Genomic DNA, 22,812 nt, shown 5'->3' with positions numbered 1-22,812 from the left:
CTTCAGTGTTATTCTTAACCTCTGATAAGTAAGCTTTTATTAGCAGGTCCCTTGAAAGATTCATTAACGTTTTTGATTAAATCGGCCTTCGTCGGTGCCATCATCTCTGGGGTGATACTCCTTCTGGTGCCTGATTTACGCCATGGCAGCAGCTTAAACCTATCTATGTTCAACCCCGTTAGGCAGACTTCTGACAAGCTCAGTTTCAATCACGCGGTGAATGTATCAGGCCCAGCGGTAGTTAATATTTACAGCCAATCAATAGAAAGCGGCAGTATATATAATCGCAGCCAAGCGGTTGAACGCACAAGCCTAGGCTCTGGGGTTATCATGAGTGAAGACGGGCTTATTTTGACTTGTCTCCATGTGATTGCGAATGCCAATAGCATTCTGGTTGGGTTACAGGATGGGCGTCGAGCAGAAGCACAAATAATTGGTTACGACCCTTATACTGATCTAGCTGTGCTTAAAGTCGCCGAAGACAACCTGCATGTGATCCCACAATTAGACGACCCCGGCACTCGGGTGGGCGATCTAGTACTTGCCATTGGCAACCCTTATAATCTGGGCCAAACCATTACGCAGGGCGTTGTAAGCCGTGTAGGACGAAATGGATTAGCTGCATATTTCGATTTTATTCAAATGGATGCCGTGCTCAATGAAGGTAATTCAGGTGGCGCGTTAATTGACAGCAATGGTTATTTAATTGGGATTAATAATGCCAACTTCAAAACATTGGACAGCCAACGACGAGTAAAAGAGGTTGATGGTGTTTCTTTTGCTATTCCATATGGCCTTGCCAAGAAAGTGATGGATGAAATTGTCGCAAATGGTCGAGTGACACGCGGGCAATTAGGTGTAGGCGCCGCAGAGGTTTATGGGCGCTCAGGTATATTGATTACCAGTGTGACGCCAGGCAGTTCTGCTGATAAAGGTGGCATTCAAACCAATGACGTCATGCTTGCAATCAATGGGCAACCTACAGATAGCGTCACCCAAACGTTAGATTTTATTGCGGAAACCAAGCCTGGCACTGAGCTTCAAGTAGAGGTAAGTCGTGGTGGGCAGTTAGTCAATTTAACGGTTGTTGTCGCTGAATTAGGTGCTCAATAAGAGAGCACCGCTAAGCTTAAAGAAGCTTGGTGTTTAGGGAGTTTCATTACACCGTAACCAAGTATTTTTCTGATCTATTGAATACGTTGTATATTTGCACCCAAACCATTTAGCTTGGTTTCAATGTGTTCATAGCCGCGATCTAAATGATAAATACGATCAACTATGGTTTCCCCTTCAGCCACTAAGCCTGCAATCACTAAACTCGCTGATGCACGTAAATCTGTGGCCATAACCTGTGCACCTTTGAGGCTGGACACCCCATGACACACTGCGCTATTGGTTTCTAGGTCAATTTTTGCGCCCATACGCTGTAGTTCTGGCACGTGCATAAAGCGATTCTCAAAAATGTTTTCTGTGACGACACCCGTTCCTTCAGCTACGCAGTTAAGTGCGACAAACTGTGCCTGCATGTCTGTGGGAAAGCCTGGATGAGGCGCCGTTTTAATATTAACGCTTTTAAGAGGGTGACCTTGCATATCTAGCTCAATCCAGTCGACACCTGTGGTGATAACTGCCCCCGCCATAACGAGTTTATCAAGTACAGCATCGAGCGTATCTGGGGCGGCATTTTCACAGCGGATATTTCCTCCTGTGACTGCCGCAGCGATAAGAAAAGTGCCAGTCTCAATTCGGTCGGGTAATACCGCGTAACGGCTACCTTGCAGGCGCTCAACGCCCTGAATACGAATTTTATCACTGCCGGCATGTTTGACGTTTGCACCCATTGCATTTAAGCAGTTTGCCAAATCGACAATTTCTGGCTCTCGTGCTGCGTTCTCTAGCACGGTTTCACCTTCTGCTAAACACGCTGCCATCATCAGGTTTTCAGTCGCGCCAACGCTCACCATATCCATAAAGATATTTGCACCTTTTAGACGCCCATCCACTTTCGCGCGAATGTAACCTGCTTCAACGTCTATTTTGGCTCCCATTTTTTCTAAGCCTTGCAGATGCAAATTAACCGGACGAGCACCGATAGCGCAGCCACCAGGCAAAGACACATTGGCTTCACCATATTTGGCTAATAAAGGACCTAGCACTAGGATCGATGCACGCATGGTTTTGACGAGATCATAGGAAGCGTTGCAATTATTAATTCCGCTGGGATCAATTTCCACCGAATGACCTGAAGTACGTTTCGCGTCAGCGCCTAACTCCGCGAGTAAGGCTAGGCTGGTATTAATATCTCTAAGCTCAGGGACGTTATCAAAATAGCACGTCGAATCGGCTAAAATACTCGACATTAAGATAGGGAGTGCTGCGTTTTTAGCGCCTGAGATGCGCACTGAGCCTTTTAACGGCTTAGACGCTTTTATGAGTAATTTATCCATGAAAATGCTCTTTTGAATGGTACACGAAGGTAAATAGTAGGACTGACTTAATATTGCTAAAGTAGCTTATTGAGGCATATTAAGTAGACGTTCTCGCTTCCATTGTTTTTCAGAGAAGGTTTTAATCGAAATGGCATGCATAGTACCTTGCGCAATAATATCGCTTAAAGGAGCATAAACAAATTGCTGTCTTTTTACTCGGCTCATATCGTCAAATTGATCGCTAACAGCAATAATCTGAAAATGCGAACCATCACCTGTGACGTGAACTTCTGCTAAGCCAAGTTTTTCCATAAGTAATTGTTCTATTTCTGAATTTTGCATAGCCTTCCTAAGATTAAAATTAAACGGTTATTGTAATGGTAAAAAGCGCTCTACGTCGCTAATTTTAGCTAAATTTAACAATGTAGTGGGTGGGTTGGCTATTTTAAATTGAATATTTTTTTGCTTGGTATCACGTATTAAGTTCATTATCCAAGCTAAGCCTGCGGTATCAATGTGTTTTACATTATTTAGATCAAGCGTCAGTGGTTTATCATCGCTTTGAGCACTGGCAAGCTGTTGCAGGCTATTCCGCCAAAAATAAGGAACGGTGTCGCGATTTAAGCTTCCCGAGAGCACAAAGCGCTCTGGGGAAGTCGGATCGTTATCAACAGTCATACGTGATGTGTTTGAATCACTCACTTATATTTCCTTTTTGGCTTGCTCGAGACTGATGGGTTGAGCAATTTTTTCTTTCATAATATCGATGACTTTTTGTATACCATCTTGGCGCAAGATAGATTCATATTCACTTTGTTTGCTAGACAACAAGCTAATGCCCTCAGCAACCATATCATAGGCTTTCCATTCATTCGTTTTGGTATTTTTACGCAGCTTGAATGAAATTTTGATGTCTGGGCGTCCACTTTCTTTCACCACGGCGCGCACGGTGGCGGTTTTATCTTCAGGTGCATCAGGCATTGGCTGAAAGATAACCTCTTGACCATTGTAGTAAGTCAATGCAAGCGCGTAGGTCGTAATTAAATACTGACGGAAGACTTGAATAAATTCAGGGATCTTATCTTTTGGTACTGTTCTGAAATGCTTACCTAATACTTTCAGTGCCGCAAAGTTATAATCGATATACGGGAGTAAATCCTGCTCAATGATATCTCTTAAAATTTCAGGGTTTTTTTGAATTTCAGCGTGCTGATCTTTAATTCTAGCAAAGGTTTCAGAGGCGACATCTTCCAATAACTTGTATGGGTTAACTTCTTCAGCAGCGGCAACACTGCTAAAGATTAAAATGAGTACAGCACTAAATATTTGGGTTATTTGTTTCATAAGGTATTTTTAATCCAACGTTATCAATTAATCATTTTTACTGAACAGGAACTGGCCAATTAAGTCTTCTAGTACTAGGGCTGATTTTGTATCGGAAATGTAATCACCATCACCAAGATCGGCTATGCCGTCAATACTAAAACCAGGTTGAAAGCCAACATACTGCTCACCTAATAACCCCGACGTCAAAATGGAAACTGAGCTTGTTTCGGGGAACTTGTTGTATTCCTGAGAAATCTTTAATGCGACCACTGGCGTATAGCCGTCTGGGTCAAGGCTAATGCTATCAACTCGACCTACTATAACGCCGCCCACTTTAACGGCTGAGCGGGCTTTTAGGCCGCCAATATTATCGAATTTGGCATATAAGGTGTAAGTTTCAGCGCCATTTGACATGCCTTGATTGACCGCTTTTAGCGCTAGTAGTAGCCCAGCTGCTAAGGTCAATACTACAAACAAGCCAACCATTATTTCCACTTTCCGTGACGACATTACTTTCTACTCCTACTCTATACCAAACATTAATGCAGTTAGGATAAAGTCCAGACCTAACACTGCTAAAGATGAAAATACCACTGTTTCTGTGGTCGCTTTGCTTATCCCTTCAGATGTCGGGATGGCGTCGTACCCTTTGAATATTGCGATCCAGGTAATAACGAAGGCAAATACAAAGGTTTTTATAATGCCGTTAACGACATCTTCGTTCCAATCAACGCTCGATTGCATGATAGACCAATAGCTGCCGGCATCGACTCCTAACCAATCAACACCAACAACGTGGCCGCCTAATATGCCCACAGCACTGAAAATTATTGCTAACATTGGCATTGATATGATGCCTGCCCATAATCGTGGAGCAACTATTCGGCGCAATGGGTCAACGGCCATCATTTCTAAACTGCTAAGTTGTTCTGTAGCTTTCATTAAACCAATTTCTGCGGTTAACGCTGAGCCGGCGCGACCTGCAAATAAGAGAGCAGTGACCACAGGGCCTAGTTCACGCAGCAGTGACAGTGCGACCATGGGGCCCAAGCTACCTTCGGCACCGTAGCCGACCAAGATAGTATAGCCTTGAAGTGCCATCACCATGCCGATGAATAATCCTGATACCACTATGATTAACAGAGACTGAACACCGACCACGTATATTTGTTTGATGGTCAAAGGAGTGTTTTTTATCAGCTGCGGCTTTGCGATAACCGCGCCAAGTAACATTAAAAATGCGCGCCCAAAAGCACCAACCGTGTCGATCGTGTTCCGCCCAATACTCGCTAGCCACTGCATTTACTTCGCTCCTAGAAAAGTGTGTTCAAGGTCATCACTCGGGTAATGAAATGGAACAGGGCCGTCCGCTTGGCCCTTCAAAAACTGTTGCACTAAGGGAGAATCACTTTGTTTGATTTGTTCAGGTGTTCCACTGCCAATAACTCTCTTTTCAGCTAAGATATAAATGTAATCAGCTATGGTGAGTACCTCAGTCACGTCATGGGTAACTACTACACTGGTGAGCTGCAGCGCGTCGTTTAGCGCCTTAATCAGCTTAACCAGCACGCCCATTGAAATGGGATCTTGTCCAGCAAAAGGTTCATCGTACATGATAAGTTCTGGGTCAAGAGCTATCGCTCTCGCCAGTGCAGCTCGGCGCGCCATACCACCTGATAATTCGGCCGGCATTAATTGCGCAGCACCGCGCAATCCTACGGCCTGTAATTTTAACAATACCAAGGTCTTTATCACTGATTCTGACAACTTGGTATGTTCGCGTAACGGAAAGGCAATGTTGTCGAATACTGTCATATCAGTAAATAGAGCGCCGCTTTGAAACAACATGCTCATTTGACGCCTGACTGTAAACAGACGATTGCGTTTCATGCTTTGAATAGACTCACCCTTAAAACGTATATCACCGCTATCGGGTTTCAACTGACCACCCATCAAACGCAGCATGGTGGTTTTACCAATACCACTTGGGCCCATAATAGCGGTGGTTTTACCTTTTACGATGCGTAGGGATATATCGTCGTAGATAATGCGTCCACTACGAGAAAAGGTTAAGTTGTCTATTTCTAGCAAATTTTCCATTAAGCCTGTTGTCTTCCTATCAGATGAACCAAATACTAAGTATATGAGGATGCGTTAAATTGGCGGCATTATACGTTTTTTCAAGAGCAAACCTCAAAATCTAAAAGTAACAAGTTATATTCGATTTTTAAGAACATTCGGTGGATTTGCATTTTTGTTACCCCTGATGTCGCTCTTGACCTTGATTAGATGACCTGCTTAGTCATTTCTTCGTTCATTTTATTTGTACTGGGCAATTTTATTTGTCTCACAATGAATAGGCAAAGGCAGTGCTTTTTGCGACAATTAGATATTGGTATAAAAACAAGTGAGTTTTCGTGATAGTTGAAGCGTTATTATTTTTGGTGTGGTTAGTTGTATTGAGTTGGGGGGCGGACCGATTTGTCTTTGGGTCATCCGCTTTGGCTCGAAATATGGGCATTTCGCCGATGATTATTGGATTAACCATAGTTGCTATGGGGTCATCTGCGCCGGAAATCATGGTATCTGCAACCGCTTCATTTAGTGGCAACACGGATACGGCCGTTGGTAACGCTATTGGTTCAAACATAGCAAACATCGCGCTCGTGCTTGGTTTAACTGCATTGCTCAAACCATTGACAGTTGCCTCTGGGACATTAAAACGCGAAATGCCAGTAATGCTAGCTGTGTCTTTACTGGCTACTTACTTCTTAGCTGATCTGTACTTATCACTCAGCGAAGGTGTCATGCTGTTTGTTTTATTCTTCATTACTATTGGCGGTCTAGCGTGGATGTCATTCTATACTGAGAAAGGCGACCCATTAACCCAAGAAACTCACGATGAAGTGCCTGATGGCGTGCCAACTAAAAATGCCGTCATTTGGTTATTAGTTGGTTTAGTTCTATTGCCGCTTAGCGCTCATTTTATGGTTGAATCGGCGGTTGAGATTGCCCATTACTTTGGCCTAAGTGATTTGGTTATTGGTTTGACGATCATAGCAATTGGCACCAGTTTACCAGAGCTCGCAGCGAGTATAGCAGGCGTACTTAAAGGCGAAGATGATCTTGCTCTGGGGAATATTATCGGTTCGAACATCTTTAATATACTTGCGGTTATGGCTATGCCCGGTTTAATCGCACCTGGCAATATCGACCCCGACGCAGCCGGTCGAGATATATACACTATGCTTGGTTTGAGCTTCTTATTGGTTATTTTCTGTTTTAATTTACGAGGTACAAGGCGGATCAATCGCTATGAAGCACTGGTTTTTTTAGGCTGCTTTTTGGGGTATCAGTACTTTGTTTTCAATCAAGGTTAAGGTTCAATGAGTCAGCAAGATTATATTCAATCTGCCCTTAGAGTGTTAGAGATTGAAGGTCAGGCGATTGAACAACTAGCACAATATATTGATAGCAGCTTTATTGCGGCGTGTGAGTTGATGAAAAATTGCAAAGGAAAAGTGGTCGTTTGTGGTATGGGCAAATCTGGGCACATAGGACATAAAATTTCAGCCACATTAGCCAGCACAGGGACGCCAGCTTTTTTTATGCACCCAGGCGAAGCCAATCATGGCGATTTGGGGATGCTTACAGAGCAAGATGTGCTATTAGCTATTTCCAATTCAGGGGAAACCTCTGAATTGCTTGCTTTACTACCTGTGGTAAAACGCCGGGGCATTGCCATTATTGCCTTGTCAAACAACCCTCAAAGCTCACTTGGTAAACACGCAGATGTGAACCTTTGCATCAAAGTCGAGAAAGAAGCGTGTTCACTGGGTTTAGCGCCGACAGCGAGCACCACAGCTACGCTCGTTATGGGAGATGCGCTAGCCGTGGCATTGCTCGACGCACGAGGCTTTACCCCAGATGATTTTGCCTTGTCGCACCCTGGCGGAGCACTAGGACGCAAGCTGCTACTCAAACTTGACGACATTATGTGCCAAGGTGAAATGATGCCGTTAGTTAGCACCACACAGACGATCAGTCAGGCGCTACTCGAAATATCTCGTAAGGGGTTGGGCATGGCAGGCATAGTTGATAATGACGGGCGTTTGTTAGGTATTTTTACGGATGGTGACTTGCGCCGAGTCCTCGACGCCAGAGTAGACATTCACACCGTCAGTATTGAAAGTGTTATGACCGCCAATTGTGTTACTGCATCTCAAGGAACATTGGCCGCAGAAGTATTAAATGTCATGCAAAAACGTAAAATCAGTTCGTTGTTTGTCGTTGATGATAATCACAAACCTGTTGGCGCGATTAACATGCAAACTTTGTTATCAGCAGGAGTTATCTAATGGGCGACATCAATACTCTATACGGTGCTAAATCATCTGCACTCATGGATAAATTTTCGCGTATTAAGCTTCTTGCTTGTGATGTGGATGGCGTCTTCTCAGATGGTCGTATTTATATGGGCAATGATGGTGAAGAGCTAAAAGCCTTTCATACCAAAGACGGTTTTGGGATAAAAGCCTTATTAAAAATAGGCGTGCACGTCGCTGTAATTACAGGCCGTGAATCAACTATTGTGCGCAAGCGCATGTCTTCTCTAGGGGTAGAGCATATCATTCAAGGCTGCGAACAAAAAAATGACGCACTTTTAGCGCTACAAAAGCAATTAAAAATAGGCAAAGAGGCCACGGCTTCTATTGGTGATGATATGCCAGATGTTGGTATGTTTAGTTTGAGTCATGTTGCTATTGCCACTTGTGATGCGCATCCGTTTGTGAAAAAACAAGCGCTTTATACCACAACGATTAATGGCGGATTTGGTGCAGTGCGCGAAGTGTGTGATTTGATTTTGCACGCAAAGGGACAGCTCAATAAAGTCAGCGGAACTAGTGTATGAACCGAGTTACCCTGAGTATAGGCTTATTGTTTATTTTGGTTATCGCCACAAACTTACCTGAGTGGTTAGCAGATGACGATATTATACCTCAAACGGAAACCGAATCAGCTTGGCAACCCAACTACCAAGCCAGTGAAATGTTGAGCACCTTGTTTGATGATGAGGGGCGCCTAAGCCACCAAGTGTTTGCCAGTAAAATGGAGCATTTCGACTTACTTGGATTCACCTTGTTTAAACAGCCCCAGTATACGATTTTTGTCGAATCGCAGACAACGCCCTGGCAAGTCTCAGCTAAAGACGGCACTTTGTATGAAGACAATCGGATTCAATTAGAGAATAATGTCGAGATACGTAATCAAGATGAGCAAGGATTTGCTCGCACCATTCGCACGGATTTCATCGAAATAAACTTGATAGAAAAAACCATGGAGTCTGACCAACCTGTAAAAATATTCGGTCAACACTATGTGATTAACAGTAACGGTTTTAAAGCCAACTTAACCACCCAACAATATGAGCTACTTGATCATGTGCAAACCATTTATCAACCTCAGCCTTAGCTTAGTTGCCATAGCAACCTTGTCATTCTCACCTTTAAGCATGGCGGGCAAAGACGATTTCACACAGGCCATAAAAGTGGACTCTAAGTTTCAGTTTGGTGATGGTAAAACCAAAAAGTCGGTTTTTCGCGAAGACGTGCATATTAATCAAGGCAGCTTGAATGTATACGCAGATGAGGTAGAAGTTGACGCCAGTAAAGGTGAAGGAAATGAAATATTCATCGCCACAGGCAATCCTGCTAAGTATTCACAAGAACAAGAGCAGGGGGGCAGTATTGAAGCGTCGGCCAATCGTATTGAATATCGTAGGGATCAGCGTACGCTTACTCTAGAGGGTGATGCTCAGTTGAAGCAAAATAACAGCAGTGTGAAAGGCGAGTCGATTGTTTTTAACATGGAGCTAGAGCAAATTGTTGCCCAAGGAGAAGGCGAAAACCAAGACAGTGGACGTGTTACGACTATTTTTCAGCCTTCAAAGAAATCGGCAAAACAACAGAATAAAACGAATGATACTAAAAACGTGGATCCTAGCGAGCAACTTGAACAAGAAGAGCAACCGTAATGGCGACGTTGAAAGCCACACACTTAGCTAAGTCTTATAAGTCGCGCCAAGTCGTACGTGATGTTAGCCTGGAGGTATCAACGGGGCAAATCGTTGGTTTACTTGGGCCCAATGGCGCAGGCAAAACCACAACTTTTTATATGATTGTTGGCTTGGTGCCCTTAGACAAAGGCGAAATCAGTATCGATCAACAAGATCTTACGTTGCAGCCAATGCACATGCGAGCTCGGTTAGGGATAGGCTATTTACCTCAAGAAGCGTCTATTTTTCGTAAATTGACCGTACACCAAAACTTAATGGCTATTTTACAAACACGTAAAGAACTAAGTTCAGAACAAAAAGAGCAGCAAGCCGATTCACTGCTCGATGAGTTCAATATTAACCATATCCGCAACAGTGCAGGTATGAGTTTGTCAGGCGGTGAAAGACGTCGAGTTGAAATTGCGCGAGCCCTTGCCGCTGATCCTGAATTTATTCTACTCGATGAACCTTTTGCTGGCGTTGACCCTATTTCAGTTAACGATATTAAAAAAATTATTCAACATTTACGTGACCGAGGTATTGGTGTTTTGATAACTGACCACAATGTAAGAGAGACACTCGATGTTTGTGAGAAAGCTTATATTGTAAGTCATGGTGAGCTCATTGCTTCTGGCACGGCCGAAGAAGTTTTAAGTGATCAACGCGTAAGAGATGTATACCTAGGCGAACAATTCAGGCTATAGTTAAGCTTAGATAGCCGCTTATTTTATCGAGTTAATACTCAGGCGCTTGGTGAGACATTTACAGTCAATCGAATCAACCACAGCATATTTATTAGTTTGCAACGGACAGAATAAAGAAGTAAATGAAACCCTCTTTACAATTAAAATTTAGTCAATCACTTACTATGACGCCACAATTGCAGCAAGCGATACGCTTACTGCAATTGTCTACGTTAGATTTACAACAAGAAATTCAAGAGGCATTGGATTCTAATCCGCTATTGGAAATCGAAGAGCCGGTAGATCAAGAATCTGGCGATAGCGCATTAAATGATAAATCTCTCGATCCTTCCTCTAAAGATAGTAATGAGATAGTTGACACAAGCAGCGACACCTTAGACTCAAGTGAAGCATTTGAGAAAAACGAAATTCCTGAGGATTTACCCACAGACACCACATGGGATGAGTACATTAGCGCGTCTTCAGCACCAGCGGCAAGCATCTCAAATGGTGCCGGCGGTGATGATGAGCAGATTTTTCAGGGTGAAACCACAGACGATATTCAGGAGCACTTGCTATGGCAAATGCGTTTGACTCACTTCAGTGAAACGGATGTGGCCATCGCGACTGCCATCATTGATTCTATTGATGAATCAGGCTATTTGACCATGAGCGTTGAAGATGTGCTGGCCAGCATGGATGATGAAGAAATAGAACTGGATGAAGTCGAATGTGTGCTTAAACGGATTCAAATGTTCGATCCTGTGGGTTCTGGTTCTCGTACGCCACAAGAATGCCTGCTTGTTCAACTGCGTCAGTTTGCCCCAGATACCCCTTGGCTTGAAGAAGCAAAAACCTTAATTAGCGAATACGCTGATTTATTGAGTAGTAAGGACTATCGTACCTTAATGCGTAAGTCACGCCTCAAGGAAGATGACCTTCGTGAGGTTATGCGTTTGCTTAAAACGCTCAACCCACGCCCCGGTAGCGCATTAATTAAGGGTGAACCAGAATATGTGATACCTGATGTGTCTGTCAGCAAAAAGAACGGCCGCTGGACAGTCGAACTTAATCCAGATAGTTTGCCTAAGTTGAACGTGAATCAGCAATACGCGGCGATGAGCCGTAGCGCTAAGAATACCAGCGACAGTCAATTTATTCGCTCACATATGCAAGAAGCCAAATGGTTTATTAAAAGTGTAGAGAGTCGCAACGATACGCTGTTGAAAGTGTCAAATTGCATAGTGCAACAGCAAATGGGCTTTTTTGAACACGGCCCAGAAATGATGAAGCCTATGGTGTTAAACGATGTGGCTGAAATGGTTGACATGCATGAATCCACTATTTCACGTGTTACCACGCAAAAGTATATGCATACCCCAAGAGGGATATTTGAGCTGAAATATTTCTTCTCTAGCCATGTTGCGACTGAAACAGGCGGAGAATGTTCTTCAACAGCAATACGTGCGTTGATTAAAAAGCTGGTTGCGGCTGAAAAACCCAGTAAGCCGTTGAGTGACAGCAAGATTGCTCAATTGTTGGCTGAGCAAGGCATTATGGTTGCTAGGCGAACAATAGCAAAGTACCGGGAATCTCTGATGATACCCCCGTCGAACCAACGAAAAAGCCTATTGTAGGCTGATTAAAGAAGGAAGAGGCGATATGCAAATTAATATTACTGGTCACCATGTGGATGTAACAGATTCACTAAAAGATTATGTCGATACTAAATTTACCAAGCTAGAACGGCACTTCGATCAGATCAACAATGTTCACGTTATTCTCAATGTAGAGAAGCTAAATCAAAAAGCTGAAGCAACAATACATTTGAATGGTGCAGATGTTTTTGCGACCATGGAGCATAATGACATGTATGCTGCAATAGATGGCTTAATCGATAAACTCGATCGGCAAGTTATTAAGCATAAAGAGAAAGCTAAACGCCATTAACCCATCAGGTAAATAATGGAAATATCAAGTATTCTTCACCCTGACTGCGTAGTATGCGCAGTTCAGGGCTCTAGTAAAAAACGTATTCTAGAACTTATCAGCCAAGTGGCCTCACAACACCTAGTTGAGGTAGATCAAGCGACTATTCTAGCGAGCTTAAGTGGTCGCGAAAAAATGGGTTGTACAGGCATTGGTGGTGGTATTGCATTACCCCACGGACGAATAAAAGGGTTAGAGTCTGCTCTCGCTGTTTTAGTCACGTGCCAACCACCGGTTCAATACGACGCACTGGACAACATGCCTGTGGATATCTTCTTCGCGATTTTAGTCCCAGAAGAAAAAGCGCAAGAGCACTTGGAAACACTGTCTGCGATTGCTAAAAAATTCTGCGACAAAGATATATTAAGTAGACTACGTAGCGCGACTACCGACCAAGAACTATTTCAGGTAATTAGTTAATATGAAGCTTATCATCATAAGTGGCCGCTCCGGCTCAGGGAAGTCTATTGTTTTACGGTCATTGGAAGATTTAGGCTATTACTGTGTTGATAATATCCCAGTTAACTTATTACCCACATTGACCCATACCGTAGCAGATGAGTACGATCAGGTAGCAGTCAGTATTGACGTGCGTAACTTACCTAAAGATCCGAATGAGTTGGTTGAAATTCTCGACTACCTGCCAGCCACGTGGGAAATGACCATTCTATATTTAGATGCCAGCGATGACGTACTCATTAAGCGTTTTAGCGAAACACGTCGCTTGCATCCATTATCCAAACAAAACAAATCTTTGGCTGGGGCTATACAGGCGGAAAGTCAGTTATTAGCGCCGATAGCTGAACGCGCCGATTTGTATATCGATACGGATCAGCTATCGATTCACCAGTTGGCCGAATTGGTACGTGAACGTATTTTGGGCAAAAAAAGCTCTCGCCTTGTTTTGGTTTTTGAAAGCTTTGGTTTTAAACACGGTATTCCAAAAGATGCAGATTATGTGTTTGACGCGCGTTTTTTACCCAACCCCCATTGGGAGCCCGATTTAAAACCGCTTACAGGCCTTGATTCGCCCGTAGAAATATTTTTAGGCTCACAACCGATTGTGACCAAATTTATCTGGCAAATTCAGAATTTGATTTCTACATGGCTGCCACATTTAGAGCGCAACAACCGTAGCTATGTAACGATTGCCATAGGTTGTACCGGTGGGCAACACCGTTCTGTGTACGTGGTTGAGATGCTGGCGAAAACCTTCAGCACCTCACATCCAGATGTGCAAATACGTCATAGAGAGTTAAACCGATGAGTATTCGATTAGAAAAATCGTTACTCATAGTGAACAAGCTCGGACTGCATGCAAGAGCAGCTACTCAATTAGTTAAGTTAGCAAATCAATTTGAAGCGGAAGTGACCATAGTACAAGGTGATAAAAGTGCCTCTGCTAGCAGTGTCTTAGGATTAATGATGTTGGAGAGCGGGCAGGGCAAGGAAATTCAAGTGATTTCTGAAGGCAAAGATGCGCAACAAGCCTTGGATGCAGTAGAAGAGCTGATCGTCGGCAAATTCAACGAAAGCGAGTAATCAGCCAAGTTCAATTCAACTTTATTGCGCACTTCAACTTAGACTATTCCGCTCACCTCAACGTTCTACTCATTAACCATTTTTGTTTAAACCCGTGGTTGGATTATCAGCAATCTAGTTGACTGCTCAAACCACCTAAGCGCGCCTCTACAGCATACTCTCTATTCCCCGTCATTGCCGGGAAAATATTTATACCAATTCCATTAAATAATTGGCCTCTCAGAATTCATCCAGCGGGTTTTGAACAAGGCGTCGGTGTGCAGTAATGGTTGTTCCCTTTCAAATACCGAGAACGTAGTGTAAAACCCGCTGGGGAATTCCCTTCGGGCGAATTTTAAAAAGACTTTCCCTGTGTTGCTCAAACTCGAAAGAGCACAGGTTAGTTTTTAATAAAGGGCTATCATTTAAGCGCCTTGATTAAGTCCTTTTAAATTTTCGCTGAGTGGTTAATTATTTAAAGGAATTGGTATTAATCAACTTCGGCTTTCAACATTATCTATGGTCACCTCTTTAATGCAGTAGTTATCTGCTCTGGTGCTATTTTGTTCCATCACATAAGCAGAGGCACTGACGAAGCCTGAATGATTCACCGTTGCAATGACTTTGAAATACCCTGAGTGGATCGAATGTTTTTCGTCGGCTCCAGGTAAGCTAGCAAAAAACCTTTCATATAAGGGCCCTGTAACCACATACACAATATTGCCACTTCGGGCTAAGTTTCGAACGGCGGATTCCAAACGTACCCAGGGCCCCTGATTTAAATGAGAGCTTTGCGGAGTGATATTTGAAAGGTAGTTAGCGCTACGCCAACCCGCCGTGTTGCTTACACTCGCCAACGGCACTTGATGACCGCGATCAGTGTGAATAATGGCATGAGCGTCTTTATAGTCAGCTTTTTCTAGGGTGTATTGGCTGTCGATGGCTGGATCGGAACGCCAACTGCGTGAGCGACTAGGGCCATCTATTGTGTGCATTGTGACTTTGTACGCGACCCAATCAGCAAATTTCGTTTTGTGGTTGTTGCTCATGGTGTAAATAGAGCGCTCTATTACATCATTACTCAAAGGTGCACCAGTCGGGCAGCCTAGTGAGCTGCATACATTGGCGCTTAGGGTATTTGAAACAAATACCAATATTAATACTAAGTAGGACTTCATTAACGTAACTCAGGTTAAACTCTACAGGTATATCAGTTGCTAAATGATACCTTATAAATAGGTAATAGCAGTGCCGTTTATCTGAAATTACTGAATTAAATTAATGAGTTATTGATACAATGTTTATTTGAGTTGTATAGCAAATCAGGCCCAATTAAAGTTTAAACGTTCACTGATTGAAAGCACGCGCTGATTGCTTGCGGTCGCTTTGGGGTCTCTTGTTGAACGTGATAATTAGTAGGTAAAAAGTCGATTGGACTTTACGTGAGCAAAATTGGCCTTTACTTAGCGTCTTCTGTTTTAATTTCCTTTTTTTGGCTTGGCTTAATCAGTTTGTTTTTCATATCGATGACTTTGCCTACACCAGAGCCTAGTTTCATTAGAGTGCCCAGTGTATCTGGATTCATTTGCTGTAATTCACTGGTCCATTTACTGATGGTTTCAAGCAAATCGTGAATTTCTTGCAGGCGCTGCTGTGCGTAGACTTCTTCTGGGCTATCGGGGTTTTCCAATATAATGCCGCGTAGTAAACTCAGGGTGGGGTCCATTTCACGTTTGCGTCTTTCTTCGAATACCTTATTAGCCATCTCCCAGATAGTGCCAGCACTTTGATAGTACTCTTTACGATCACCCGCAATGTGGTGCTGCTTAATGAGTTGCCAAGACTGTAATTCTTTTAACCCCATACTGACGTTGCCCCGAGAAACACTTAGCGCTTCTGCAATTTGATTGGCGCTCAAGGGGGCTTCACTGATCACCAGCAGTGCATACATTTGCCCGACTGTGCGATTGAAGCCCCAGCGGCTACCCATTTCACCAAAGTGCATGACAAAGGACTCGATCATAGGTGTCATTTGCATAAGTTTATCTTTCATATAGAAGTTTCAGTAATAATTGAAATCTAAACCTGCACCGTTTGTTTGTCAAATAAACTAAAGACCAATAACAGGAATGAGCGGCTAGTGTATAAAATGTTGATGGTGACTTAGCATGTTATTTTACTATTAGAACGGTCTATACAGCGTCGGCATACGTATTATTCATTTTCTATTTTTGTAACAACAGGGCAGTAATAATGAGCGTTCACCTAATACAGATTTCGTTTATTCGTTTGCTATTAAAGCGTCAGCGAGGGGGAGTTGTACTCCCTATGATTTTGCTTCTTACGGGGTGTACCTCTATTCCGCAAGGTATAGAGCCGGTTAACGGTTTTGATGTTAATCGGTATCTGGGTACTTGGTATGAAATAGCGCGCTACGACCATTCGTTTGAGCGTGATCTTGAGCAGGTAACGGCACAATACAGTATGCGCAAAGATGGGGGCATCAAAGTGATTAACAGAGGATTTAACCCAATTAAGCAGACATGGGAAGAGGCTGTAGGGAAAGCCTACTTCGTTGGTCGTGAAGACGTAGGTCATCTAAAGGTATCGTTCTTTGGACCTTTTTATGCAAGTTATGTGATCTTTTCGTTAGACATAGAAGGTTATGAGTATGCGATGATCACTGGACCAAATCGAGATTACTTATGGATGTTAGCGCGTCAGCCAAAATTATCATCTGATGCAACGCAAGTGCTGCTCAAAAAAGCGCATGAAGCAGGCTTTGATACGCAAAAGTTAATCTTCATTAAGCAGGACATCCGAGAATTGAGCGAATAATATATTTTGAAATGTTTAGCGCCTAATCAGGGTCTTTTAACCGTAGTTTATAAGAAGTAACAGGAATCCTATGCTCAGCGACAATCAGGCACTGAAAAGCCACCTAGAAACTATCGAGCAAGCCAGAGCGTTTTTGCAGCATATATCACATCATGCTTATCAAAAAGTGATGGCACCTCATGTAGCCAGTAGCGCAGGTGCACATATGCGTCACGTTATTGATCATTACTTAGCACTTAAGCAAAGTATTACCGTGGGGGTGGTGGATTACAATCAACGTCACCGCGGCTCAGATGTAGCACATTCAACGACATCTGCTTTACAAGCTTGGGACGATATCGAAAATTGGTTATTGGAAGTCTATCAAAACGATATGCATACTAAGCTCAAAGTACTCAGTGAAACCTCGGTGGAAGAAGTACATGTGGATGAAGTTAGCTCGACCTTAGGACGTGAGTTATTATTTGTATCCAGCCACGCTATTCATCACTTTTCTTTGTTAGCGATTATCGTCTCTCTGCAAGGGCAAACGACACACGCATTGTTCGGTGTAGCACCGTCTACTGCAACCTATCAACGAACTCACGCGTAAAATAGAAATTTGGTGTTTTTATATTTTTGTGGATAATAACGCCAAATTTTGCTTGTTTATCTACGGTTTGTATATTGTTTCGATAAGCAGGCACGACTCTTAGCTATCAAAGGACATACCATGAGTGGTTTACCCAATTGTACTGCGTGTAATTCCGAATACACCTATGAAGATGGAAATATGTTTGTTTGCCCTGAGTGTGGCCATGAATGGGCACAAGGTGATGTTGCCGCTGAAGACGACACCCCTGTTATAAGGGATTCGAATGGCAATACCTTAAATGACGGAGACACTGTTACTGTTATTAAAGATTTAAAAGTGAAAGGTTCGTCATTGGTAGTGAAGGTGGGCACTAAAGTCAAAAACATTCGACTGGTTGATGGTGATCATGACATTGATTGTAAAATCGATGGAGTGGGAGCGATGAAGCTCAAATCAGAGTTTGTGAAAAAAGTTTAACTTACATTTTCTGTTTTTCTAGGCCGTTATATTTAATACAATAAACACGGACTCTCGACTGATAGCGCTTTGAGCTATTTTTCAAAGCGCTAGCAGTGAATTTTAAACCTCAATCCTTCTGATAGTTTTTATATTTCTCCCAGCCCTCACCTAAATACAATTTTCCTAGCTTTTCTGGTGCGTTGGCAAGCTCAACACTGAGCAACAATCCGGGGGTGTAATTAAAGTTACTGTCTATCCCTAAACAATGAAATTTAGCCCCAAGTTTTTGGTAATGCTTGAGAAGGATAGGAATATCTTTTCCATCACTCTCTATTCCTGCGAGCAAACTCGTCAGGTGGTTGGCTAATGGGTACTGCCGAGCAAAATCGGCTATTTCTGCTGATACAGGAAAACCAAGTTGAGTACGCGCAGTTGCGCTTTTTGTCGGAGTGACTAAGGCATGCTCTATCAGGCTGACACTACGAGGGTCGTATAATTTGCTTAACGAAACAGTGCCGTAAAGCGTTCGATATTGAGGAAACTGACATACAAAACGACCAATACCCCGCCACAAGAGAAGTAATCCTTGAAAGCTGTTTTGGTATTCAGGGATCAAAAATGAGCGGCCCATTTCTAGACACGGCGCTTGGCGGTTAATGAAGTCAGCTGAAAAGTTAAACATAGCACTTAAATAAAAGGGATCTGCGCCGCCTAAGCTGTTAGACAATAAGCGGTCAGACTGTCCCATGCGATAAGCTCCGATAATTCGCCCTTTATCACGTTCAACGATAAATAAATGGGTGTAAGTTTTGTCGAAGTCGTCTGTATCTAAAGGATTTCCACTGCCTTCGTCATGCTCACGAAAGACTGACTCACGCAGTCGAGCTATTTCTTTGACCGTTTGCGGTATTTGCTCATAGTAGGCGTAATACACGTCTAGATTGCGGTAGCTCAATAGTGTTTGACTGTCCGCTAATTGCGCGAGTTCAGATTTGATGACGCTGCCAGGGACTTCATTAATTAGGGGCTTGAGTTTTACGATATTAGACTCAGGCCAAGTATGTCGCCAAACAGGATCTTGTGCATAACTTTGAATGCGTTGCAGGGCGGTTTGCTCAATGTCATCGTTGTCTGCACGAAAGGTCTTAGCAGGTATACTCGAACCTGCGGTAATGGTGATGCATGTATCCTGTTTGTTTAGCAACTCTCTAGGTAGCATCAACATACGCAAACGATAATAGATCCGGCCTAGGCGGTAAAATAAAGGACTATTTTGGCCGCTAACGAAAACGGGTAAATAATTCGCTTGAGTGCGCGTTACTAGATTCGCCACAATACGATTCCATTGATGTTCGCTAATACGTTTTTTATCAGCCTGATAATAAGAGACACGACCTGCTGGGAAAATAAGCAACGCACCTCCTTGTTTCACATGACGCAAACTTGCTCTTAGAGATGGCCCGTTCTTAGGATCGCGCTCAGACAAAGGGTTTGTAAAAATAAAATAGTCGTTTAGTTCGCTAAAAAGTTGCAGACCTTGATTGGCAAGAACTTTTAAATCCGTTCTGATTTGCCCAATAATATAGGCCAATATGACCCCTTCTATTCCTCCAAAAGGGTGATTACTGGCAATAACTAGCGGGCCTTCATGTGGCACTTTTTGTTGTAACGCATCAGCCCCCTTTATCGTGACATTCAGTGCTGCCAGCAAGGATTTTGCAAATTCTTCTTTACTCTTTCCAGTTAACTGATGCGCACGGTACAAATGATCTAAACGATGGATCGCCAGTAATTTGTCAATCAGGCTCATTACCCCAGATAAAATGACATTGTGTTTTTCTTGGGGAACAAGCTTTAGTAAGGAGATGGCTGTTGTCATGGTAGGTCCAATGTCTAGGGCTAATCGTTTCTGCGCATTATTTATGCGCTAATTTTATTAATAGACCGAGGACGCATGTTTTTCTATTCAGTCAATTAAGGTGTATTTTGACTATTATATCTAAGTGCAATTTACGGCATACTATAAGTGAACAATGACCTAACACAATATGACTTAAGGCTAAAACATGCAGCAAATCACCTTGACCCAGCCAGACGATTGGCATTTACACTTTCGCGACAATGATATGTTGCAGGAAACCGTGCCAGCCACAGCCAGGTCATTTAAACGCGCCATTGTTATGCCTAATTTGGTGCCACCTGTTGTTAATGCAGAGTTGGCTAGCGCCTATCGTGAGCGGATATTAGCGGCAAGGCCGCAAGGCAGTGATTTTGAACCTTTAATGACCCTGTTTTTAACCAATACGACTTCTGTGGAAGATATCCGTGCGGCTAAGAAAGCCGGTGTTGTTGCGGCTAAACTGTACCCAGCTGGGGCAACCACAAACTCTGACGCAGCAGTAAAAGGAATTGAGGCATTATTCCCTGTTTTTGCAGAGATGGCTGAACAGGGGCTGTTGCTGTTGATTCATGGTGAAGTCACTGAAAGTCACGTGGATATTTTTGATCGTGAAAAGTTATTTATTGAACAATTCTTGATTAAAATTGTTGACCAGTTTCCCCATTTAAAAGTGGTGTTTGAACACATTACCACGAGCGACGCGGTGGACTTTGTTAATGCGAGTTCACACAATGTCGCTGCCACAATTACCCCTCAACATCTTTTATTAAACCGAAATGATTTATTGGTAGGCGGTGTGCGACCACATAATTTTTGTTTGCCTGTATTAAAACGCAGCACACATCAGCATGCCTTGCGCAAAGCTGTTGCGACAGGCTCTAGTAAGTTCTTTTTAGGGACTGATTCTGCACCACATGAAAAGCACGCCAAAGAGTCTGCTTGTGGTTGCGCCGGTTGTTACAGTGCATGGAGTGCACTAGAGCTATATGCACAAGTATTCGAAGAATTAGACGCTTTAGATAAGCTTGAAGGGTTTGCGAGTCATCATGGAGCGGATTTTTATGGTTTGCCCCGTAATACAAAAAAAATCACCTTAATCAAAGATGCATGGCAAGTGCCTGAGTCCATTACTTTGCCTAACGGCGAACTGATAGTTCCCTTTTTTGCAGGGCAAACTGTGCAGTGGGCGCTTAAGTAAACATGGCTTTTAAGCGGGGGTTTGGGATAGTTCTATTCGGGTTGGTGTGCTGCTTGACGTTAAATGCCCGAGCACTTGCCCAAGTGAATACAGCTGAGCCAGAATTCTGGGTACTGACGTCTCTTGAACCCCCTTTTAGTTTTCGTAGTGAAAGAGGACAACTAGAAGGGTATTTAATAGAGGTGATGCAGGGGATATTAGCGGAGGCTGATATTCAACAAGAAATCCTCGCGGCACCTTGGGAGCGCTTAATCCAAGAATCGAAGCACAAACCAAATGTTTTAGTTTTTCCTCTGGCTCGAACACCCGAGCGTGAAGAGGATTTTCATTGGGTGTTACCTCTTACATCAAATGTGTATGGTGTACTGGGTAACCCTTCAAATGATAAGCCTATTGCTACATTTTCTGATGTTAACGATGTCACACCAATAGGTGTGCTTGAAAGTGATTTTAGACATAAGGTATTGCAAGCAGAGAATATTCGAGGTGTGGCGACTTATGATGATTATGATTCTGCTGTATCTCATCTGCTGACAGGTAAGTTGCGCTCGTTGTTTTTTTCTGACGCAGGTTTGCGTTATTTCTGCTTCAAACAAAATGCAGATTGCTCGCGCTTCGAGTTGCTATATCAATACGATGTTCTCACTAGTTATATCGCGATGTCTAAAAACAGTGATACTCGACATATTGATAAATTGAATGCTGCCGCGGAACGGTTTCTAAACAGTGCTGAGTTTCATCGAATTCAGCAAAACTGGCTAACTAAGTTACAGGAGCAAGGCCCTTTTAAGTTACATATTGAAAACGGTGTTTTGAATTTATGGTAGCAAGCCTTTCTTTGTTACTCAGTATGTGACATTTTTTACGTATATTCGCTATTGATTTGAAGCAATTCATTAAAGTGATAGCCATCAGTTTCACAACTTATTACACTGAGCGACTCCCACATAGATCTACTTTACAGAAGGCCTATATCAATGTGCAAGAGTCCATCAAGTGTTTTGTAACAGGCTTGTCTTCCTCTTCTTTTGTGTGCTGGTGAGCCAGCATGGGTATACTCAGAGCCACTCTCGAGAGTTGGTTGTGGCAGTTGTATACTCAGAGAGTTTACCGTTTTACAGCTATGATGCTCAAACCCAAAGTGAACAAGGCTTGTACACAGATATATTGCGCTATATCGGGAAATCACTGAACCTTGAAGTGCGCTATTTACCCACCGCAAGAAATAAAATTGATCAAGACATTCTTGAGCATAAGGCTGATGCTGGGTTTATCGCCAAAAAATGGTTAGCATCACCTAATTCGTTCGTGCTTAGCGGCACAGTCTTTAGCTATAACCATGCATTTTACGGACTTGAGCAGCCAGTATCTAATACGGATGTGCTTGCCAATGTTAAAGGTAAGTCGGTGTGTTTACGCGAAAATTATCGATATCCCGAACTTACGAAATGGTTAAGCGCTGGCATGATCTCACCGATTTATGTGAGCAGCCATACCCGGTTATTTGAGTTACTTCAGCAGTCTAGATGCGATCTAATTTACACCAATACCTACCGTGCCACCTGGACGATAGATTCGCGCAATGATCAAAGACACGTGTTTTACCTAGGCGGTTTAGGAGAAAAAGATGAAATACCGTTAGCGTTTTCACCTGAGTGGTCCCCAAAAATGCCAGAGGTGAATGCCGCTATTGCCGAAATGCATCGCTCTGGTGAAATGCAACGAATTATCAACAAAAACGTGGGCTTGGTGGCGATTAATGCGCCTTAATGGGCTAAGCGCTGGGTTCGTGTTTTCATCGGCGCTGTAGTCGATACAGTGATTAGCGCCCTCAAAAAAT

28 protein-coding genes are annotated in these 22,812 nt (G+C 43.1%); 18 read left to right on the top strand and 10 right to left on the bottom strand.

The features are described from left to right. Positions 1-51 precede the first annotated feature (51 nt). Positions 52-1,113: a trypsin-like peptidase domain-containing protein gene (locus FX988_RS10015; protein WP_160179574.1), complete on the top strand. Its 1,062-nt coding sequence runs from the start codon at positions 52-54 to the stop codon at positions 1,111-1,113. Between the two features lie 74 nt (positions 1,114-1,187). Here the strand turns inward: FX988_RS10015 and murA are convergent, their stop codons facing one another. The 7 genes from murA to FX988_RS09980 form a co-directional block, all read right to left on the bottom strand. After that, entirely contained in the window at positions 1,188-2,447 is a 1,260-nt protein-coding gene (gene murA, locus FX988_RS10010) for a UDP-N-acetylglucosamine 1-carboxyvinyltransferase (RefSeq protein ID WP_160179573.1), read from the bottom strand. Between the two features lie 66 nt (positions 2,448-2,513). Then, positions 2,514-2,771, bottom strand: coding sequence for a BolA family protein (locus tag FX988_RS10005; RefSeq protein ID WP_007990200.1), 258 nt, complete (start codon positions 2,769-2,771; stop codon positions 2,514-2,516). A gap of 27 nt (positions 2,772-2,798) precedes the next feature. Continuing rightward, positions 2,799-3,131: a lipid asymmetry maintenance protein MlaB gene (locus tag FX988_RS10000; RefSeq protein WP_160179572.1), complete on the bottom strand. Its 333-nt coding sequence runs from the start codon at positions 3,129-3,131 to the stop codon at positions 2,799-2,801. Further along, on the bottom strand, positions 3,132-3,773 hold the full coding sequence (locus tag FX988_RS09995; RefSeq protein WP_160179571.1) for a phospholipid-binding protein MlaC: 642 nt from the start codon (positions 3,771-3,773) through the stop codon (positions 3,132-3,134). It abuts the gene before it with no gap. Positions 3,774-3,800: 27 nt separating this feature from the next. Continuing rightward, entirely contained in the window at positions 3,801-4,265 is a 465-nt protein-coding gene (gene mlaD, locus FX988_RS09990) for an outer membrane lipid asymmetry maintenance protein MlaD (protein ID WP_160179570.1), read from the bottom strand. A gap of 12 nt (positions 4,266-4,277) precedes the next feature. Next, positions 4,278-5,057, bottom strand: coding sequence for a lipid asymmetry maintenance ABC transporter permease subunit MlaE (mlaE, locus tag FX988_RS09985; protein ID WP_007990192.1), 780 nt, complete (start codon positions 5,055-5,057; stop codon positions 4,278-4,280). Continuing rightward, entirely contained in the window at positions 5,058-5,855 is a 798-nt protein-coding gene (locus FX988_RS09980; protein ID WP_160179569.1) for an ATP-binding cassette domain-containing protein, read from the bottom strand. Between the two features lie 317 nt (positions 5,856-6,172). Here FX988_RS09980 and FX988_RS09975 point away from each other — a divergent pair, with 317 nt between their 5' ends. From FX988_RS09975 to FX988_RS09925, 11 genes are all read left to right on the top strand, one after another. Next, positions 6,173-7,135 carry a calcium/sodium antiporter gene (locus FX988_RS09975; RefSeq protein ID WP_160179568.1) on the top strand — a complete coding sequence of 321 codons (963 nt, stop codon included), beginning with the start codon at positions 6,173-6,175 and terminating at the stop codon, positions 7,133-7,135. A gap of 6 nt (positions 7,136-7,141) precedes the next feature. Then, positions 7,142-8,113, top strand: coding sequence for a KpsF/GutQ family sugar-phosphate isomerase (locus tag FX988_RS09970; RefSeq protein WP_160179567.1), 972 nt, complete (start codon positions 7,142-7,144; stop codon positions 8,111-8,113). Further along, positions 8,113-8,667, top strand: a complete 555-nt coding sequence (gene kdsC, locus FX988_RS09965; RefSeq protein ID WP_160179566.1) for a 3-deoxy-manno-octulosonate-8-phosphatase KdsC — start codon at positions 8,113-8,115, stop codon at positions 8,665-8,667. The genes FX988_RS09970 and kdsC overlap by 1 nt, the downstream gene beginning before the upstream one ends. Then, positions 8,664-9,227, top strand: coding sequence for an LPS export ABC transporter periplasmic protein LptC (lptC, locus tag FX988_RS09960; RefSeq protein ID WP_007990187.1), 564 nt, complete (start codon positions 8,664-8,666; stop codon positions 9,225-9,227). The genes kdsC and lptC overlap by 4 nt, the downstream gene beginning before the upstream one ends. Before the next feature lie 40 nt (positions 9,228-9,267). Further along, the gene (gene lptA / locus FX988_RS09955) at positions 9,268-9,789 is read left to right on the top strand and encodes a lipopolysaccharide transport periplasmic protein LptA (protein WP_160182151.1); all 522 of its coding nucleotides are present in this window, start codon (positions 9,268-9,270) and stop codon (positions 9,787-9,789) included. After that, positions 9,789-10,514 carry an LPS export ABC transporter ATP-binding protein gene (gene lptB, locus FX988_RS09950; RefSeq protein WP_160179565.1) on the top strand — a complete coding sequence of 242 codons (726 nt, stop codon included), beginning with the start codon at positions 9,789-9,791 and terminating at the stop codon, positions 10,512-10,514. Before lptA ends, lptB begins: the two co-directional genes overlap by 1 nt. A gap of 122 nt (positions 10,515-10,636) precedes the next feature. Next, entirely contained in the window at positions 10,637-12,130 is a 1,494-nt protein-coding gene (locus FX988_RS09945; protein WP_160179564.1) for an RNA polymerase factor sigma-54, read from the top strand. 25 nt (positions 12,131-12,155) lie between these two features. Then, complete coding sequence (gene hpf / locus FX988_RS09940) at positions 12,156-12,443, top strand: ribosome hibernation promoting factor (RefSeq protein ID WP_006992775.1); 288 nt, start codon at positions 12,156-12,158, stop codon at positions 12,441-12,443. A gap of 15 nt (positions 12,444-12,458) precedes the next feature. Beyond that, positions 12,459-12,902, top strand: coding sequence for a PTS IIA-like nitrogen regulatory protein PtsN (ptsN, locus tag FX988_RS09935; RefSeq protein WP_007990178.1), 444 nt, complete (start codon positions 12,459-12,461; stop codon positions 12,900-12,902). Position 12,903: 1 nt separating this feature from the next. Then, positions 12,904-13,749: an RNase adapter RapZ gene (rapZ, locus tag FX988_RS09930; protein ID WP_007990176.1), complete on the top strand. Its 846-nt coding sequence runs from the start codon at positions 12,904-12,906 to the stop codon at positions 13,747-13,749. Continuing rightward, positions 13,746-14,024 carry an HPr family phosphocarrier protein gene (locus tag FX988_RS09925; protein ID WP_160179563.1) on the top strand — a complete coding sequence of 93 codons (279 nt, stop codon included), beginning with the start codon at positions 13,746-13,748 and terminating at the stop codon, positions 14,022-14,024. The genes rapZ and FX988_RS09925 overlap by 4 nt, the downstream gene beginning before the upstream one ends. A 473-nt stretch (positions 14,025-14,497) precedes the next feature. Here the strand turns inward: FX988_RS09925 and FX988_RS09920 are convergent, their stop codons facing one another. Next, entirely contained in the window at positions 14,498-15,181 is a 684-nt protein-coding gene (locus tag FX988_RS09920) for a DNA/RNA non-specific endonuclease (protein WP_160179562.1), read from the bottom strand. 281 nt (positions 15,182-15,462) lie between these two features. Beyond that, positions 15,463-16,041 carry a GbsR/MarR family transcriptional regulator gene (locus FX988_RS09915; protein WP_007990173.1) on the bottom strand — a complete coding sequence of 193 codons (579 nt, stop codon included), beginning with the start codon at positions 16,039-16,041 and terminating at the stop codon, positions 15,463-15,465. Between the two features lie 215 nt (positions 16,042-16,256). Here FX988_RS09915 and FX988_RS09910 point away from each other — a divergent pair, with 215 nt between their 5' ends. The 3 genes from FX988_RS09910 to FX988_RS09900 all read left to right on the top strand — a co-directional run bounded on the left by FX988_RS09910 (position 16,257) and on the right by FX988_RS09900 (position 17,892). Continuing rightward, a complete protein-coding gene (locus FX988_RS09910) occupies positions 16,257-16,841 on the top strand; it encodes a lipocalin family protein (protein WP_160179561.1) in 585 nt (194 codons plus the stop codon). A gap of 70 nt (positions 16,842-16,911) precedes the next feature. Next, positions 16,912-17,433: a hypothetical protein gene (locus FX988_RS09905; RefSeq protein WP_160179559.1), complete on the top strand. Its 522-nt coding sequence runs from the start codon at positions 16,912-16,914 to the stop codon at positions 17,431-17,433. Between the two features lie 120 nt (positions 17,434-17,553). Next, positions 17,554-17,892, top strand: a complete 339-nt coding sequence (locus FX988_RS09900) for a zinc ribbon domain-containing protein YjdM (RefSeq protein ID WP_160179558.1) — start codon at positions 17,554-17,556, stop codon at positions 17,890-17,892. A 109-nt stretch (positions 17,893-18,001) separates the two neighbouring features. Here FX988_RS09900 and FX988_RS09895 read toward each other — a convergent pair whose 3' ends face one another. Next, complete coding sequence (locus FX988_RS09895; protein ID WP_160179557.1) at positions 18,002-19,753, bottom strand: lysophospholipid acyltransferase family protein; 1,752 nt, start codon at positions 19,751-19,753, stop codon at positions 18,002-18,004. A 187-nt stretch (positions 19,754-19,940) separates the two neighbouring features. Between FX988_RS09895 and pyrC the strand changes: the two genes are divergently transcribed. From pyrC to FX988_RS09880, 3 genes are all read left to right on the top strand, one after another. Continuing rightward, on the top strand, positions 19,941-20,972 hold the full coding sequence (gene pyrC / locus FX988_RS09890; protein ID WP_160179556.1) for a dihydroorotase: 1,032 nt from the start codon (positions 19,941-19,943) through the stop codon (positions 20,970-20,972). Positions 20,973-21,016: 44 nt separating this feature from the next. Beyond that, complete coding sequence (locus FX988_RS09885) at positions 21,017-21,799, top strand: substrate-binding periplasmic protein (RefSeq protein WP_254700787.1); 783 nt, start codon at positions 21,017-21,019, stop codon at positions 21,797-21,799. A 256-nt stretch (positions 21,800-22,055) separates the two neighbouring features. Beyond that, positions 22,056-22,742 (top strand): substrate-binding periplasmic protein, encoded by a 687-nt coding sequence (locus FX988_RS09880; protein WP_254700773.1) that lies wholly within the window; start codon positions 22,056-22,058, stop codon positions 22,740-22,742. Positions 22,743-22,812: the final 70 nt, after the last annotated feature.

This window comes from Paraglaciecola mesophila, from assembly GCF_009906955.1.
Lineage (GTDB): Bacteria > Pseudomonadota > Gammaproteobacteria > Enterobacterales > Alteromonadaceae > Paraglaciecola > Paraglaciecola mesophila_A.
Note: the sequence above shows the minus strand (reverse complement) of the source record. Positions and strands in the feature narration are given on the sequence as shown.

Coding starts and splice junctions, on each gene's coding strand:
- FX988_RS09945 (WP_160179564.1), top strand. CDS start 10,637: ATGAAACCCTCTTTACAATTAAAATTTAGTCAATCACTTACTATGACG.
- hpf (WP_006992775.1), top strand. CDS start 12,156: ATGCAAATTAATATTACTGGTCACCATGTGGATGTAACAGATTCACTA.
- lptC (WP_007990187.1), top strand. CDS start 8,664: ATGAACCGAGTTACCCTGAGTATAGGCTTATTGTTTATTTTGGTTATC.
- murA (WP_160179573.1), bottom strand. CDS start 2,447: ATGGATAAATTACTCATAAAAGCGTCTAAGCCGTTAAAAGGCTCAGTG.
- FX988_RS09925 (WP_160179563.1), top strand. CDS start 13,746: ATGAGTATTCGATTAGAAAAATCGTTACTCATAGTGAACAAGCTCGGA.
- FX988_RS09895 (WP_160179557.1), bottom strand. CDS start 19,753: ATGACAACAGCCATCTCCTTACTAAAGCTTGTTCCCCAAGAAAAACAC.
- FX988_RS09900 (WP_160179558.1), top strand. CDS start 17,554: ATGAGTGGTTTACCCAATTGTACTGCGTGTAATTCCGAATACACCTAT.
- FX988_RS09915 (WP_007990173.1), bottom strand. CDS start 16,041: ATGCAAATGACACCTATGATCGAGTCCTTTGTCATGCACTTTGGTGAA.
- pyrC (WP_160179556.1), top strand. CDS start 19,941: ATGCAGCAAATCACCTTGACCCAGCCAGACGATTGGCATTTACACTTT.
- FX988_RS09905 (WP_160179559.1), top strand. CDS start 16,912: ATGCTCAGCGACAATCAGGCACTGAAAAGCCACCTAGAAACTATCGAG.
- FX988_RS09910 (WP_160179561.1), top strand. CDS start 16,257: ATGAGCGTTCACCTAATACAGATTTCGTTTATTCGTTTGCTATTAAAG.
- FX988_RS09980 (WP_160179569.1), bottom strand. CDS start 5,855: ATGGAAAATTTGCTAGAAATAGACAACTTAACCTTTTCTCGTAGTGGA.
- mlaD (WP_160179570.1), bottom strand. CDS start 4,265: ATGTCGTCACGGAAAGTGGAAATAATGGTTGGCTTGTTTGTAGTATTG.
- lptA (WP_160182151.1), top strand. CDS start 9,268: ATGGCGGGCAAAGACGATTTCACACAGGCCATAAAAGTGGACTCTAAG.
- mlaE (WP_007990192.1), bottom strand. CDS start 5,057: ATGCAGTGGCTAGCGAGTATTGGGCGGAACACGATCGACACGGTTGGT.
- FX988_RS10005 (WP_007990200.1), bottom strand. CDS start 2,771: ATGCAAAATTCAGAAATAGAACAATTACTTATGGAAAAACTTGGCTTA.
- FX988_RS09970 (WP_160179567.1), top strand. CDS start 7,142: ATGAGTCAGCAAGATTATATTCAATCTGCCCTTAGAGTGTTAGAGATT.
- lptB (WP_160179565.1), top strand. CDS start 9,789: ATGGCGACGTTGAAAGCCACACACTTAGCTAAGTCTTATAAGTCGCGC.
- kdsC (WP_160179566.1), top strand. CDS start 8,113: ATGGGCGACATCAATACTCTATACGGTGCTAAATCATCTGCACTCATG.
- FX988_RS09995 (WP_160179571.1), bottom strand. CDS start 3,773: ATGAAACAAATAACCCAAATATTTAGTGCTGTACTCATTTTAATCTTT.
- ptsN (WP_007990178.1), top strand. CDS start 12,459: ATGGAAATATCAAGTATTCTTCACCCTGACTGCGTAGTATGCGCAGTT.
- FX988_RS09920 (WP_160179562.1), bottom strand. CDS start 15,181: ATGAAGTCCTACTTAGTATTAATATTGGTATTTGTTTCAAATACCCTA.
- rapZ (WP_007990176.1), top strand. CDS start 12,904: ATGAAGCTTATCATCATAAGTGGCCGCTCCGGCTCAGGGAAGTCTATT.